Genomic DNA, 14,106 nt, shown 5'->3' on the forward strand with positions numbered 1-14,106 from the left:
CTGCGAAGGAGAGCCGAGATGCCAGCTTATGTACAGCATCATCAGGATATCGAGATCGCGCCTGTGATTTGCCCTGCTTGCACGGGGTTCCTTCCAATGTATGTGCGCGAGGTCGAACCGCATTGGAGTCTTGCCAAGATCGACTTCGTCTATGAATGCGCCGATTGCGGCGCCGAGGTCAGACAGACGATCCGCAAGCCGGAGTTGCTGCGGCACTGATCGCGCGGCTGGTGGCTGCTCGACTATTTGCGCTGAGCGGAAAAAACGCCCATTCGCGCGGGTCTGGCCTCTCCCAAACGAGGCTTGTTCTTTGCCGTGAACGCAGGCAGAACAAGCCTCAAACAAGACCTTTGGGAGCGCCTTTTCGTGGCTGAACAGAAGCCCTCGACAGCGATCGAGGCAGTGGAGAGCGGCCTCGCCGCGCAAGGCTACATCGCGAGCCGGCAGATCGCGACCGCCGTCTATTTGTCCCAACAGATCGAGAAGCCGATCCTGGTCGAAGGCCCCGCGGGCGTCGGCAAGACCGAGCTTGCCAAGGCGATCGCGGCCTGGCGCGGCCTGAAGATGATCCGCCTGCAATGCTATGAAGGTCTCGACGAGGCCAAGGCGCTCTATGAATGGAAATACGCCAAACAGCTTCTGTACACGCAGATCCTCAAGGACAAGCTCGGCGAAGTCCTTGGCGGCGCGCAGACTTTGCACGCTGCACTTAATCAGCTCCACGATTTCGGTGACGTGTTCTTCTCCAAGGAGTTCGTCGAGCCGCGGCCGCTGCTGCAAGCGCTGGAGCAGCCGGGCGGCTGCGTGCTCCTGATCGACGAGATCGACAAGTCGGATGCGGAGTTCGAATCGCTGCTGCTGGAAATTCTCTCCGACTTCCAGGTCACGATCCCCGAACTCGGCACCGTCTCCGCGATCACGCCGCCAACGGTGATCCTCACCTCGAACAGCGAGCGCGATCTCGGCGACGCCCTGAAACGGCGCTGCCTGCATCTGCACATCGGCTTTCCCGAGCAGCGGCTCGAGGAGCGCATCGTCGAGAGCCGCGTCCCCAACATTTCGCAGACGCTGCGGCGGCAGATGGTCGGCTTCATCCACGAAATCCGATCGCTCGACCTGAAGAAGCTGCCTTCGGTCAGCGAGACCATCGACTGGGCACGCGTGCTGGTGCTCTTGCAGGCCTCGGAGCTCGACACCGAGATCGTCAAGGACACGCTCAACGTACTTCTGAAATACGAGGCCGACATCGAGGCGGCTCAGCCTCAGATTACGACCTTCATTGCCAAGGCAGCACGATCCAACGTCTTCGGTTGACGCCGATGCGCGAGAATATTCATCGCTTCTTCCGTGCGGCGCGGGGCGCCGGGGTCCATGTCTCGCCGGCCGAAAGCATCGATGCGATGCGTGCGGTCGCGCAGGTCGGCGTTTCCGACCGGACCATTCTGCGCGATGCGCTCCTTCTGACGCTCGCCAAGTCGCAGGACGAAAAGCTCGCGCTCGGTGACTGCTTCGATCTGTTCTTCAGCCAGCCGGAGCCGCGGCAGGAACAGCCTGAAGCCGACAGCAACGATGTTTCGGAGGACGCAGATCAATCTCCGTCATCCGGCGAGGCCAGCGATGCGAGCGGCGGTTCGCCTCCCGCAGAATTGGGCCCCCTCGCGCAGATGCTGCTGTCGCAGGATCGCAACGCGATCACCGCCGCGATCGCCAGCGGCTCAGGTGCGGCCTCCCTGTCCGACATCCGCTACTCCACCCAGCGCGGCATCTTCTCCAGCCGCATCCTCGACGCCATGGGGCTCCAGCGGCTACGCGACGATCTCGACGAGCTGACCGCGACCGATCCGGCACTGGCCGAGCGGCTTCGCGCCGCGCTCGATGGCTTGCGCGACGCCGTTCGCGACACTGTCGCGCAGGGGCTTGCGCTCTATGCCCGCGAGGAGGCTGAAAACCTCCGCAACGAGATTCTGCGCAACGCGCCGCTTGCCCGCATCGAGCGGCGCCATGTCGCGGAAATGCGCGCTCTCATCCGCCAGATCGCGCGGCGCCTGCGCGAGCGCTATTCGAAGCCACGCAAGCGCCAGCGGCGCGGTCATCTCGACGTCCGCCGCACGCTGCGCCGCAACGCCGCCTGGGGCGGCATCCCCTTTCTCACGGCCTGGAAGCGCAAGCATCGCGACCGGCCGAAGATCGTGGCGCTCTGCGACGTCTCGGGCTCGGTCGCGCAGGTCTCGGATTTCTTCCTGCTCCTGATCCACTCGCTGCACGAGGTGGTCGACGACGTCCATTCCTTCGCCTTCTCCTCGCATCTGATCGAAGTCAGCGACGTCCTGGAATCGAAACTACCGGAAGAGGCGATGGCCGAGATCATGTCCAAGGTCGGCTTCGGCTCCTCCGACTACGGCTCTTCGCTGGCCGATTTCGACAAGGAGTTTATGAGCACGCTGACGCCGCAGACCACGGTGATCGTGCTGGGCGATGCCCGCAGCAACAATCTCGATCCGCGCGCCGACATCCTGCGCCGCATCTCTGAGCGCTCGAAGCGACTGGTGTGGCTCAATCCCGAAGGACGTCTCGCCTGGGGCTTTGGCGATTCCGAGATGCCGCGTTATGCGACCTTCTGCAGCGTGGTGCGCCAGTGCGCCACCGCGCAGCAGCTCGAGCGCGCGGTGTCCGATATTGTGGCGACTTATCAGTAGGGCTTACCCAAGCCGACGTCAGTTTCGCATCAGCTCCGTCTGAGCCATTGCACTCCCGGAAATGATAGGCGATCTCGTCAAGCGCGCGCTGCTCCCATTCCTGAGCTTGCGCAAGCCAGAAAACCCGGCGCTGGAAATCAAGCGCGGCGCGCTCCCGGCACAGGGATTCCTGACTACGAATTTCGACCAGTCTGTTCATGCACTCCACTCCTGCCGTGTGAAGCCATTCCCCGCGAATCAGCGTACAGAATCCCGAACCCTTCGTCTCATGATTTCTGTGCATATTGCGACGCAGAATGGGACAGCAGCGCTTCCCGTGCAGTGCGGTGGTTCGCCGACCAATATGAAGCCCACATCATCAATATGTGATCGAGCTCCAGACGGTCCTCGTGATCGAGCGGTCTTAACGCTTGTGGCGCAATGGCGTGCAGCAATTTGTGAAGAGGAGTTCTAAACACCTCACCGAATTCCCGACTCATTGTCGTCGCACGGTCTTCATGCAGCGCCTCTAACAGAGGCGCACGAACGGCACTACGGCTTGAGGCAACATGAGCAACGACATCGACTTCGATCTTTCGCCAGACCAATGGGAGGTTCTGAAGGCGCTTCGCAACCCGGTGTCGAACGGTCGCCTTTCCAAGGCCTATCTCATCGAGAGCCTCGTTAAGCTCGGACTTGTCGTCGTCTGCGACGGTGTGCCGGTCATGACGCCGAATGGACGAAAGGTGCTGGTACGCGGATCGTGTCGGCTGCTGGATCTGGCGGCGTGACACGGCCACCCGCGTGCGGAACATGACGGTACGACCGCAAAATCGCCTGTCCATGTGACCGATGGCAGCTCGAACGGTGGCCCGGTGCCGATGCTGGATGCCCAGTCGCACCGCAAAAGCGACCAAATAGACCTCCTCCTCAGCGGAAACCGCGACAATCTGGCACGCTAGTTGCTCCTTTCGACGATCGAGACGTCGTCAAAACGGGGGAGTCACCATGTCGACCATTGCCGCGGCCCCGGCTGCCGAGCCAAAGCCGCTCTATACATCGCTGTTCGTCCAGGTCCTGGCCGCGCTGATCCTCGGCATCATTCTCGGCGTGGCCGCGCCGGATTTTGCCATCTCGCTCAAGATTCTGAGCGACGCCTTCCTGAAGCTGATTTCGATGATCGTGGCGCCGATCGTGTTCTGCGTCGTCGTGCACGGCATTGCCGGTGCGGGCGACCTCAAGAAGGTCGGACGCGTCGGCGTCAAGGCGCTGGTCTATTTCGAGGTGATGACCACAGTCGCGCTCGTGGTCGGTCTCATCCTGGCCTACACTTTCGGCCCCGGCCACGGCATGAACATCGACCCTTCGACGCTGGACGCCAAGGCCCTCAATACCTATGCCGACAACGCCCACAAGCTTCAGGGCGGCGGCATCGGCTCCTTCCTCCTCAATGTGATCCCGAGCACCTCGTTCGACGCGTTGTCGCGCAACGACGTGCTCCAGGTGCTGTTCTTCGCCGTGCTGTTCGGCGTAGGCCTCGCACTGGTCGGCGGTGAGAAAGGCAAGCTCGTCACCTCGATGATCGATGCCGCCTCAACCGTGCTGTTCCGCGTCATGGGGCTTATCGTCCGCGTCGCTCCACTTGGCGTGCTCGGCGCAGTCGCCTACACCGTCGGCAAATACGGCGTCGGCTCGCTCAAGCAGCTCGTCTCACTGGTGGCGCTGTTCTACGTCTCGGTCGGCATCTTCGTGCTGGGCGTGCTCGGCGGCGTCATGGCGCTCGCCGGCATCAACATCCTCAAATTCCTCGCCTACCTGCGCGAGGAGTTGACCATCGTGCTCGCGACCGCCTCGTCGGACGCCGTGCTGCCGCAGATCATGAAGAAGCTGGAGCGGATGGGCGTAAAGGATTCCGTGGTCGGCCTGGTGATCCCGACCGGATATTCCTTTAATCTCGACGCGTTCTCGATCTACCTGACGCTTGCGGTCGTCTTCATCGCGCAGGCGACCAACACGCCGCTGTCATTCGGCGACCTCCTGCTGGTGCTCGGCGTCTCCCTGATCACCTCGAAGGGCGCGCATGGCGTACCGGGCTCCGCGATCGTGATTCTGGCGGCGACGCTGAACGCGGTGCCGAGCATCCCTGCGATCGGCCTCGTGCTGGTCTTGTCGGTCGACTGGTTCATCGGCATGGCTCGCGCGGTCGGCAACCTCACCGGCAACTGCGTTGCCACCGTGGTGGTGGCCGCCTGGGAAGGCGACCTCGACCGCGCCAAGGCGGCGAAGGTCCTCGACGGCGGCGAGCTCGTAGACGTAACGGTGGGGTAACGACCGCCGTTCAGTCATTCCACTGGAGGAGCGGCGTTCCATGCGCCCTCCTCCAGACGGAGAGGAAACGCGGAAACCAGGAGTGGGCTACGGCGCCCTTGTAGGCCCAGGTGCGATATTTCAGGCCCTGCTCCGAGATCAGTTCCTGATAGCCGCCGTGGACTTCGGTCGCGGTGCGAATGAACTTCAGAATTCCCTGGGCGCAGGAACGGTAAGTATTGCTCCCCGAGAATTCGTCGTAGTCCAGCATGCGATCCGCGAACTCGACGTTGAACGTCGGCCAGGAGGACCGTCCCTGGTAGGCGGGAGCCGCGATCTTATGGATCATCTTGTTACGCGGATTATCCGCGGACACCAGGAAGTGGAATGTGCCGGGGATGCGAAAGCGCGGCTCCGCAATGATCAGATCCGCCGTGGCCGCGAACAGCGCGCGCTCGCTTTCTTCGCTCATATCCCAGAAGCCGCGATGCACATTGACGAAATCCAGCGCGACCGAGGACACCGGCGAGCCCGTAGGGCCATCAAGAGAATGCCTGATATGGCCGCCCTTGCCGAACAGGTGGAGCAGGTCCCTCTTGTACTGCGCCAGGTCGCGTCCGAGCCGCCGCTTCAGCTCGTTCTCGTTGACGATTCCGAGCTGCACGCCCCACACGAACGTCGTGTGAACGCAGGCGTTGGTGACGAAACGCCTGCGCTCGGCGCGCGTGTCGGTTGCCGCGGAGCGCGGAGCACTGGCGTCGCACAGCAAATAGGTGGAGCCATCATCATTGAACGGTTCGAGCTCGCTTGCGAGCTGGAGGATCGCGCGCTTCAGATCACCGCAATATTCGGCCAGCAGCAGGCGGCCGGCATGCGCGCATTGCGACATCGCCAGATAGGATGACGCTCTCTCCTCGGCAGAGATCATCTGCCGCAGGCCGGCCAGAATGCCGAGCAGCGTATCCGAGGGACGCGAGAAATAGTTCACGCCAAGATACCGGGCGCGCCCAGCGGGGACGATGGTCGTCGTGACGACGTTGGCGCGAACCGCTTCCAGCAGCAGGCGGACGCTCTTGTCGAGCAGACGAGCCCGCCGCACCGCATCCTGCGAATCGATGATGGTGTCGGGGTCGAGGACGTCGGGATAGAACCAGGCGAAGTCGCGCGGATAATACGCAGAGGCGTGCGGCGCGCCCGTGACGAGAAAGGACTCAGTCACCGCAAAGGCGCTGTCCATCGAGTGCCGGTAAAGGTCTTCGATGGCCGTGAACGGATGATGTGACTGCCTCAGGAATCGATCACCGAGAAAGTTCACGGCTTGGAGCGCGTTGGCGACGAAGGTCGCCGCCACACCCTGGTAAAATCGGTTTTCGCGATGGGATGGAAAAGAGATGCCGCTGTTCATAGGCGCCGTCGAATGGTGTCTCGTGGTTCGGCGGGAGGCCGTCGCGGCTCTAGACCTGTCTGATTCGTGTCTCTATCCCGTGACTTGCGGGCTCAGTTTAGCCTTGCCGGGGCCGAAAATTCTCGATCAGCCCCAGCAACACCCGCGCGCCGGCATCGGCGTCGGCTAGCTCGACATGCTCGTCCGGGTGATGGCTGATGCCGCTGCGGCAGCGGACGAAGATCATGCCGACATCGGCAATATCGATCATGGCCATGCCATCATGCCCGGCCCCGCTCGGCAGCTCGAACACGGAAAACCCCTCCGCCTTGATTGCCTGCGCGATCTGCTCCTTCAGCCAGGGCGCGCACGGCGCGGTGCGGTTCTCGTGGGTGACGTCGAGCTGAAGCGACAGTTGACGGCGCTTTGCGATGGCTTCGATCTGCCTGACGACATCGGCGACCGCGCGCTTGCGGTGCATGTCCGTCGGTGCCCGCATGTCGATGGTGAACGACACCTCGCCCGGAATGACGTTGGTCGCGCCGGGCCTCGCCTGGATGTAGCCGACGGTGCCGACCAGTCCGTCCTCGTCGGTGCGGCAAAACTGTTCGATCGCGCCGATACATTCGGCCGCGCCCGCCAACGCATCGCGCCTGAGCGCCATCGGCACCGTGCCTGCGTGCCCCGCCATGCCGGTCAGCCGCGCGGCAAGCCGTGTCGCGCCCGCAATCGCGGTGACCACGCCGACGGGCAGGTTTTGTGTTTCCAGCACCGGCCCTTGCTCGATGTGCAGCTCGAGATAGGCAAGCAGCTCGCGCCGGGCTCGCGCGGCCGCGCCAATATGATCGGGGTCGAGCCCGAACTGCACCAGCGCGTCGCGCATGGACACGCCATCGCGGTCGCGTGTGTTGAGGGCGCTCTCGTCAAAGGTGCCGGCGACCGCGCGGCTGCCGAGCAAGGTCGAAGCAAAGCGCACCCCTTCCTCATCAGCAAAACCGACGATTTCGATCGCGAACGGGAGGCGCTTGCCGCGGCCATTGAGATCGGCGACGCAGGCGATCGCGGTGATCACGCCCAACGGCCCGTCCCATTTGCCCGCATCGCGCACGGTGTCGTAGTGCGAGCCGAGCATCAGGCAAGGCGCGCCCGGCTGCTCGCCTTCGTAGCGCCCGCAGACATTGCCGATCGCGTCGAGACGCGCACTCATGCCGGCGTCGCGCATCCAGCTCAGGATGAGGTCCGCCGCCTTGCGCAGCTCGCTGGTCAGATAGATGCGGGTGAGCTTGTCGCCTTCTTCCGAGATCGCCGCGAGCTCATTGATCCCTCGCACGATCTCTTCGCCGAGCGAACCAGTGTGAACGGCGTTACCAGCAGCCATCTCGGCGAGCTTTCCATCTCTTGGGACCGCGGCGACGGCGGTCCTGGCGCAATCGATTCAAGTTCGGTGCCAGCGAAATCACGCGGCCGACACCGTTCCAATCAGCGCGTGGTTAGCATGAATGCGGTCGCCGGCAGACCACCCGGCCCTCGTCATGCACATGTCCAGGCCGGTTAAGACTGCTTAACTCCATTGCATACAACTATAAAATATTGCCTATAATTTCATCTGCTGCTTTCCTGATCAAGCTCGAATTGCCGAAAATACCTAATTAATTTCAACGGCTTAACCACAAGATTCTCTCTCGGCAACCTCTGGCACGAAGCTTGCGACAATTGATCCCGGGCTCCGCCAGACCGGCGCAGCGCGAGATGAGGCGGTGCATCCGCCAAGGGGAGCAAGCAATGGAATTTGGCAGGATCTCACGACGTCATTTGTTGCAGGGCAGTGCGGCCCTCACGCTCGGCGCGGCGGCCGGCGCCCGCCCGTCCTTTGCGGCCGAGACGACGATCGGTTTCATCTATGTCGGCTCGCGCGACGACTACGGCTACAATCAGGCGCATGCGCAGGGCGCGGCGGCGCTGAAGAAGATTCCCGGCCTCAAGGTCGTGGAAGAAGAGAAGGTGCCGGAGACCGACGCGGTCGAGAAGACGATCGAGTCGATGATCAATCTCGACGGTGCCACCCTGCTCTTCCCGACCTCGTTCGGTTACTACAATCCGCACATGGTCAAGATGGCCAACAAATTCCCGAAGCTTCACTTCGAGCACTGCGGCGGCCTGTGGAGCGACAAGGACCCAAAGAACGCCGGCAGCTATTTCGGCTATATCGATGAAGCCCAGTATATCTCGGGCATCGTCGCCGGCTACAGCTCCAAGAGCGGCAAACTCGGCTTCGTCGCCGCGAAACCGATCCCGCAGGTGCTGCGCAACATCAACGCATTCGCGCTCGGCGCGCGGCTCGCCAATCCCAAGGCCACCACGCAGGTCATCTTCACCGGTGACTGGTCGATGCCGATCAAGGAAGCCGAGGCCACCAACAGTCTGATCGACCAGGGCGTCGACGTACTGACCTGCCATGTCGACGGTCCGAAGACCATGGTCGAGAACGCCGCGCGCCGGGGCGCCATGGTGTGCGGCTATCACGTCAACCAGTCGCCACTCGCGCCAAAGGCGTATCTCACGGGAGCCGAGTGGAACTGGGAAGCGTTGTACCCCAAGTTCGTCAAGATGATCGCCGCCGGCGAGAGCATCCCGAACTTCTATCGCGGCGGCCTCAAGGAGGAAATCGTCAAGACCTCGCCCTATGGCGAAGCGGTCTCCGCCGAGGCGCGCAAGCACGCCGACGACGTCAAGGCCAAGTTCTTGTCCGGTGACGGCTACGCCATCTTCAAGGGAGGCCTGGTCGACAACAAGGGCAAGACGGTGATCGCAGCCGGCACCGATCGCGGCCAGAAGGATCCCGAGCTCGAGAAGATGGACTATCTTGTGGAGGGCGTGGTCGGGGCAACTTCGTGACGACGGAAGCTGCGGATCTCGTTGAAGCGGTCGGGACGGTGGCCCCGGCCGCCGATCCGGGATTCCTCCAACGTCACGGCGGAGCGATCGAATATATCCTGATCCCGGGCGCGGCGCTGGCCGGCGCGCTCGGGGTCTTCGGCATCTTCGTCGCGATGTTCGGCAAGAGCCCGCTCGACCTCTATTTCTACATGTACTACGGCGCGTTCGGCACCTGGTTCTCATGGCAGAACACGCTGACGCGCGCGGCACCGCTGATCCTTACCGCACTCTGCACGGCGCTGCCCGCCCAACTCGGCATGGTCATCATCGGCGGCGAAGGCGCACTCCTGATCGGCGCGCTGTCGGCAACCAGCGCGGCACTGGTGCTTCAGGGCATGCCGCCGCTCGTCGTGCAGATCGCCATGGTCATCGCCGGCGTGATCGGCGGCGGCCTCTGGGTCATGCTCTCGGGCGCGCTGCGGCAATATCGCGGCGTCAACGAGACGATCTCGAGCCTGCTGCTCGTTTACATCGCGCTCGCGGTCCTCAACCATCTCGTCGAAGGCGTGATGCGCGACCCCGCGAGCCTCAACAAGCCGTCGACCCGCGAGATCGGCGCGGCCAACATGATCGGATCGATCCCCAGCACCGACGTGCATTGGGGTCTGGTGTTCGGCCTGATCACCGCGATCGCCGCCTATATCCTGATCTATCACACTGTGTTCGGCTTTGCCGCGCGCGTTGCCGGCGGCAACATCCGCGCTGCGAAGATCGTCGGTCTCAATGTCAGCAAGCTGATCCTGACCGTCTGCTTCCTCGCCGGCGGCGCCGCGGGCCTTGCCGGCATGGTCGAGGTCGCCGCCGTGCAGGGGCGCACCAACGCCAACCTCGCCGCGGGCTACGGCTTCACAGGGATTCTCGTCGCCTTCCTGGCGCGGCAAAATCCGCTCGCCATTATCCCCGTCGCGATTCTGCTCGGTGGTATCAGCGCCAGCGGCGGGCTGTTGCAGCGCCGCCTCGGATTGCCGGATGCATCCGTGCTGGTGCTGCAAGGCATCATCTTCGTCTTCGTCCTGGCCAGCGATGCGCTCTACGGCCGCATCGGGTTTCTGAAGGGAAAGTCCTGAGATGGCAGACGGCTCGATCGGACTCTGGACCGTCCCGCTCGCCGTGCTCGGCGGCGCCATTCGCGTCTCGACCCCGTTCCTGTTCGTGAGCCTGGGCGAATGCATCACCGAGCGCTCAGGCCGCATCAATCTCGGCCTCGAAGGCACGCTGGTGATGGGCGCGATGAGCGCATACGGCATTTCCTATCTCACGGGATCGCCGTGGCTGGGCGTGCTCGCCGCTGGCATCACCGGTGCGCTTCTGGGCGCGCTGCATGCCGGCATCTGCTCGTTGCCGCGCGTCAACGACGTCGCGGTCGGCATCGCGCTGATGTTGTTCGGCACCGGACTAGCTTTCTACCTCGGCAAACCGTTGATCGAACCGACGGCACCTCGACTGCCCGCAATCGATTTCGGCTGGTGGAGCGATATTCCGCAGGTGCGCGCGGCCCTACGGGTCAACGTGCTGTTCCTGATCGGCGTCGCACTCGCGCCAATTTTCTACTGGGCCTTCCGGACCACGCGCTGGGGCCTCCTGATCCGCACGGCCGGCGAGAGTTCGGACGCCGCGCGTGCGATGGGCCACTCCGTGCTGCTGATCCGCCTGCGCGCGACAATGGTCGGCGGCTTCCTCGCCGGCATCGGTGGCTCCTTCCTGTCGCTGTTCTATCCCGGAAGCTGGAACGAAGGCCTGTCCTCGGGCCAGGGCATCACGGCCGTGGCGCTCGTGATCTTCGCGCGCTGGGACCCCTTGTTGTGTCTGTGGGCCTCGCTCGCCTTCGGCGGCGCCGCGGCGCTGGGCCCGGCGCTGCAATCGGTCGGCGTCACCTCCGGCTACCACCTCTTCAACGCTGCCCCCTACATCCTGACGCTGGCGATCATGATCATCACCTGCTCGCCGAAGCGCACGCTGACCGGAGCACCGGCCGAATTGTCGATCACCCGCTAGGAAGCGAAATCATGCCCGAGCGCACCATCAAGTCCGAGCCCTATGCCTGGCCGTACAACGGCGATCTCCGCCCCGAGAATACCGCGCTCATCATCATCGACATGCAGACAGATTTCTGCGGCGTCGGCGGCTACGTCGACAAGATGGGCTATGACCTCTCATTGACGCGGGCACCGATCGAGCCGATCAAGAAAGTGCTGACGGCAATGCGCGCCCAAGGCTTTCACATCATCCACACCCGCGAAGGCCACCGTCCCGATCTCTCGGATTTGCCCGCCAACAAGCGCTGGCGCTCCCGGCAGATCGGCGCCGGCATCGGCGATCCCGGCCCCTGCGGCCGCATCCTGGTGCGCGGAGAGGCCGGGTGGGACATCATCCCGGAGCTCGCGCCGCTGCCCGGCGAACCCATCATCGACAAGCCCGGTAAGGGCTCGTTCTGCGCCACCGATCTGGAGCTGATCCTGCGCGTGCGCGGCATCGAGAACATCGTGCTCACTGGCATCACCACCGACGTCTGCGTTCACACCACCATGCGCGAGGCCAACGACCGCGGCTTCGAATGCGTGCTGCTGCACGATTGCTGCGGTGCCACCGACAAGAGCAACCACGACCACGCGCTGAAGATGATCAAGATGCAGGGCGGCGTGTTCGGCGCGGTCTCGACGTCCGACGCTTTCATCGGAGCGATTTCGTGATCGTCGGCGAAACGCCGCCGCCATCGGGCGCCTTCGGCGTCGATGCCATCGCCATGACCATGCGCTTCGGTGATTTCCTGGCGCTGAACAATGTCGCGCTGAAAGTGCGGCCGGGTTCGTTCCATGCGCTGCTCGGCGAGAACGGCGCCGGCAAGTCGACCCTGGTCAAATGCATCATGGGCTACTATCACGCCACCGAGGGCGACATTTTGGTCGGCGGGCGCGAGCACGCGATCGGCAATCCTAAGGACGCCCACGCCCTCGGCCTCGGCATGGTCTACCAGCATTTCACGCTGGTGCCGGCGATGACGGTCGCCGAAAATCTGGTGCTGGCGCGCGATGACGTGCCGGCTGTCGTGAACTGGCCGAAAGAGATGAAGGAGCTCGAGGCCTTTCTCGCGCGCATGCCATTCAAGGTCCCGCTCAGCTCAAAAGTCGCCGACATCTCCGCGGGCGAGCGGCAAAAATGCGAGATCCTCAAGCAGCTCTACCTGAAGCGCCGCTTCCTGATCCTGGACGAGCCGACTTCGGTGCTGACCCCGGCGGAAGCCGACGAGGTGCTCGGCATGCTCCGCGACATGGTCCTCAAGGGCGAGCTGACCATCCTGATGATCACGCACAAGTTCCGCGAGGTTATGGCCTTCGCCGACGACGTCACGATCCTGCGCCGCGGCAAGCTCGCCGGTGCCGGCAAGGTGTCCGAATTGACGCCGGACGCGATGGCGCGCACCATGATCGGCGCCGAGGAGCTGACGGTGCAACCGCCCCGCACCGGAGAGGCCGGCAAGGCGAGGCTGGAGCTGGCGAAGATGCGCGCGCTCGACGACGCCGGCGCCATCGCCGTTCATGATGTCTCCCTCACGGTCCGCGCCGGCGAGATCGTCGGCATTGCCGGCGTCTCCGGCAACGGCCAGCGCCAGCTCGTCGAGGTGCTGGCCGGGCAGCGCGCAGCCGACAGTGGCGAGATCCGCGTCGCCGGCAATCCCTATCACGCCAGCCGCGAGGAGATGCGGCGGCACAATATGTCACTCCTGCCGGAGGAGCCACTGAAGAACGCCTGTGTCGGCGGCATGAGCGTCGCCGACAACATCGCCTTCCGCGAGTTCGACCTCGCGCCTTTCGCTAGCTTCGGCTGGTGGCTCAACCGCGGTGCCTTCCGCGTCGACGCCAGGAAGAAGATCGCCCAGTACAAGATCAAGACCCGCACGCCCGACACGCCGATCTCGGCGCTGTCGGGCGGCAACGTCCAGCGCGCCGTGCTGGCCCGCGAACTCGGCGGCGACGTCGAGGTGCTGATCGCGGCCAATCCCTGCTTCGGGCTCGATTTCGCGGCGGTGGCGCAAATCCATGCGGAGATCATGGCCGCGCGCAACCGCGGCGCCGCGGTGCTGCTGGTCAGCGAGGACCTCGACGAACTCCTTGAACTCTCCGATCGGCTGGTGGTGATGTTCCACGGCGAATTCGTGTATGAAGCACGGACCAGCGAAGCCGATCTCACCGTTGTCGGCCGGCATATGGCGGGGCATTGACCAGGGGAGAGCGATGAGCGGCGGGTCCGAGCGCGACGAGCACTTCCTCCGCCTTTCCTTTGCGGTCGCCCGCCGTTCCCTCACCCACGGCAACCATCCCTTCGGTTGCATCGTCGTCGATGCCGAAGGCAAGGTCCTGATCGAAGCCGAGAACGGCTACATGCCCGATCACGACGGCACCGCGCATGCCGAGCGTCTCGCCGCGACGCAGGCCTGCCGCACGTTCGGCCGCGAGGTGTTGGCGAGGGCCACGCTCTATTCCTCCGCCGAGCCCTGCGCGATGTGCGCCGGCGCGATCTACTGGGCCGGCATCGGCCGAGTCGTCTATGGCCTCAGCGAACACCGCCTGCGCAGCATTACCGGCGATCATCCGGAGAATCCGACGCTCGACCTGCCCTGCCGCGAGGTCTTTGCCAGTGGCCAGAGGCCGACAGACGTTGCGGGGCCGTTGCTCGAAGACGAGGCCGAAGCACTGCACGATGGCGTGTGGACGAAGTAGCAAACACCAATTCAATTTCGTAGAGCGGATTGCGCCCACGGCTCATCCCCTACCTTCTTGCCCACAAACGAAGATGACGCCGCGA

General features: G+C 63.8%; 13 protein-coding genes. 11 read left to right on the top strand and 2 right to left on the bottom strand.

What is annotated here, in order from left to right:
• Positions 1-18 precede the first annotated feature (18 nt).
• The 5 genes from IVB45_RS26400 to IVB45_RS26420 all read left to right on the top strand — a co-directional run bounded on the left by IVB45_RS26400 (position 19) and on the right by IVB45_RS26420 (position 5,003).
• Positions 19-219, top strand: a complete 201-nt coding sequence (locus tag IVB45_RS26400; protein ID WP_247356466.1) for a hypothetical protein — start codon at positions 19-21, stop codon at positions 217-219.
• Between the two features lie 147 nt (positions 220-366).
• Positions 367-1,314, top strand: coding sequence for a MoxR family ATPase (locus tag IVB45_RS26405; RefSeq protein WP_007601482.1), 948 nt, complete (start codon positions 367-369; stop codon positions 1,312-1,314).
• Between the two features lie 5 nt (positions 1,315-1,319).
• Positions 1,320-2,696, top strand: coding sequence for a VWA domain-containing protein (locus tag IVB45_RS26410; RefSeq protein ID WP_247356463.1), 1,377 nt, complete (start codon positions 1,320-1,322; stop codon positions 2,694-2,696).
• A 548-nt stretch (positions 2,697-3,244) separates the two neighbouring features.
• Complete coding sequence (locus IVB45_RS26415) at positions 3,245-3,466, top strand: hypothetical protein (protein WP_247290522.1); 222 nt, start codon at positions 3,245-3,247, stop codon at positions 3,464-3,466.
• A gap of 217 nt (positions 3,467-3,683) precedes the next feature.
• Complete coding sequence (locus IVB45_RS26420; protein WP_247356462.1) at positions 3,684-5,003, top strand: dicarboxylate/amino acid:cation symporter; 1,320 nt, start codon at positions 3,684-3,686, stop codon at positions 5,001-5,003.
• Positions 5,004-5,013: 10 nt separating this feature from the next.
• On the opposite strand, the gene IVB45_RS26425 is transcribed toward IVB45_RS26420, so the two are convergent.
• Both IVB45_RS26425 and IVB45_RS26430 read right to left on the bottom strand, forming a co-directional pair.
• Positions 5,014-6,387 carry a hypothetical protein gene (locus IVB45_RS26425; RefSeq protein WP_247356461.1) on the bottom strand — a complete coding sequence of 458 codons (1,374 nt, stop codon included), beginning with the start codon at positions 6,385-6,387 and terminating at the stop codon, positions 5,014-5,016.
• Positions 6,388-6,484: 97 nt separating this feature from the next.
• Positions 6,485-7,744, bottom strand: coding sequence for an allantoate amidohydrolase (locus IVB45_RS26430; RefSeq protein ID WP_247356460.1), 1,260 nt, complete (start codon positions 7,742-7,744; stop codon positions 6,485-6,487).
• A 404-nt stretch (positions 7,745-8,148) separates the two neighbouring features.
• Here IVB45_RS26430 and IVB45_RS26435 point away from each other — a divergent pair, with 404 nt between their 5' ends.
• The 6 genes from IVB45_RS26435 to IVB45_RS26460 are packed head-to-tail and all read left to right on the top strand — an operon-like array spanning position 8,149 to position 14,021.
• Entirely contained in the window at positions 8,149-9,261 is a 1,113-nt protein-coding gene (locus IVB45_RS26435) for a BMP family ABC transporter substrate-binding protein (RefSeq protein ID WP_247290527.1), read from the top strand.
• The gene (locus tag IVB45_RS26440) at positions 9,258-10,370 is read left to right on the top strand and encodes an ABC transporter permease (RefSeq protein ID WP_247356459.1); all 1,113 of its coding nucleotides are present in this window, start codon (positions 9,258-9,260) and stop codon (positions 10,368-10,370) included. Before IVB45_RS26435 ends, IVB45_RS26440 begins: the two co-directional genes overlap by 4 nt.
• Before the next feature lies 1 nt (position 10,371).
• The gene (locus IVB45_RS26445; protein ID WP_247356458.1) at positions 10,372-11,298 is read left to right on the top strand and encodes an ABC transporter permease; all 927 of its coding nucleotides are present in this window, start codon (positions 10,372-10,374) and stop codon (positions 11,296-11,298) included.
• Between the two features lie 11 nt (positions 11,299-11,309).
• The gene (locus tag IVB45_RS26450) at positions 11,310-11,993 is read left to right on the top strand and encodes an isochorismatase family cysteine hydrolase (RefSeq protein ID WP_027566594.1); all 684 of its coding nucleotides are present in this window, start codon (positions 11,310-11,312) and stop codon (positions 11,991-11,993) included.
• On the top strand, positions 11,990-13,522 hold the full coding sequence (locus tag IVB45_RS26455; RefSeq protein ID WP_247356457.1) for an ABC transporter ATP-binding protein: 1,533 nt from the start codon (positions 11,990-11,992) through the stop codon (positions 13,520-13,522). Before IVB45_RS26450 ends, IVB45_RS26455 begins: the two co-directional genes overlap by 4 nt.
• Positions 13,523-13,535: 13 nt before the next feature.
• Positions 13,536-14,021, top strand: coding sequence for a nucleoside deaminase (locus IVB45_RS26460; protein WP_247356456.1), 486 nt, complete (start codon positions 13,536-13,538; stop codon positions 14,019-14,021).
• Positions 14,022-14,106 lie beyond the last annotated feature (85 nt).

The sequence above is a fragment of the Bradyrhizobium sp. 4 genome, assembly GCF_023100905.1.
Classification (GTDB): Bacteria; Pseudomonadota; Alphaproteobacteria; order Rhizobiales; family Xanthobacteraceae; genus Bradyrhizobium.

What these genes read in the sequence shown, in the direction of transcription:
- IVB45_RS26400 (WP_247356466.1), top strand. Translation starts at nt 19, where the DNA reads ATGCCAGCTTATGTACAGCATCATCAGGATATCGAGATCGCGCCTGTG.
- IVB45_RS26410 (WP_247356463.1), top strand. Translation starts at nt 1,320, where the DNA reads ATGCGCGAGAATATTCATCGCTTCTTCCGTGCGGCGCGGGGCGCCGGG.
- IVB45_RS26415 (WP_247290522.1), top strand. Translation starts at nt 3,245, where the DNA reads ATGAGCAACGACATCGACTTCGATCTTTCGCCAGACCAATGGGAGGTT.
- IVB45_RS26420 (WP_247356462.1), top strand. Translation starts at nt 3,684, where the DNA reads ATGTCGACCATTGCCGCGGCCCCGGCTGCCGAGCCAAAGCCGCTCTAT.
- IVB45_RS26425 (WP_247356461.1), bottom strand. Translation starts at nt 6,387, where the DNA reads ATGAACAGCGGCATCTCTTTTCCATCCCATCGCGAAAACCGATTTTAC.
- IVB45_RS26430 (WP_247356460.1), bottom strand. Translation starts at nt 7,744, where the DNA reads ATGGCTGCTGGTAACGCCGTTCACACTGGTTCGCTCGGCGAAGAGATC.
- IVB45_RS26435 (WP_247290527.1), top strand. Translation starts at nt 8,149, where the DNA reads ATGGAATTTGGCAGGATCTCACGACGTCATTTGTTGCAGGGCAGTGCG.
- IVB45_RS26445 (WP_247356458.1), top strand. Translation starts at nt 10,372, where the DNA reads ATGGCAGACGGCTCGATCGGACTCTGGACCGTCCCGCTCGCCGTGCTC.
- IVB45_RS26450 (WP_027566594.1), top strand. Translation starts at nt 11,310, where the DNA reads ATGCCCGAGCGCACCATCAAGTCCGAGCCCTATGCCTGGCCGTACAAC.
- IVB45_RS26460 (WP_247356456.1), top strand. Translation starts at nt 13,536, where the DNA reads ATGAGCGGCGGGTCCGAGCGCGACGAGCACTTCCTCCGCCTTTCCTTT.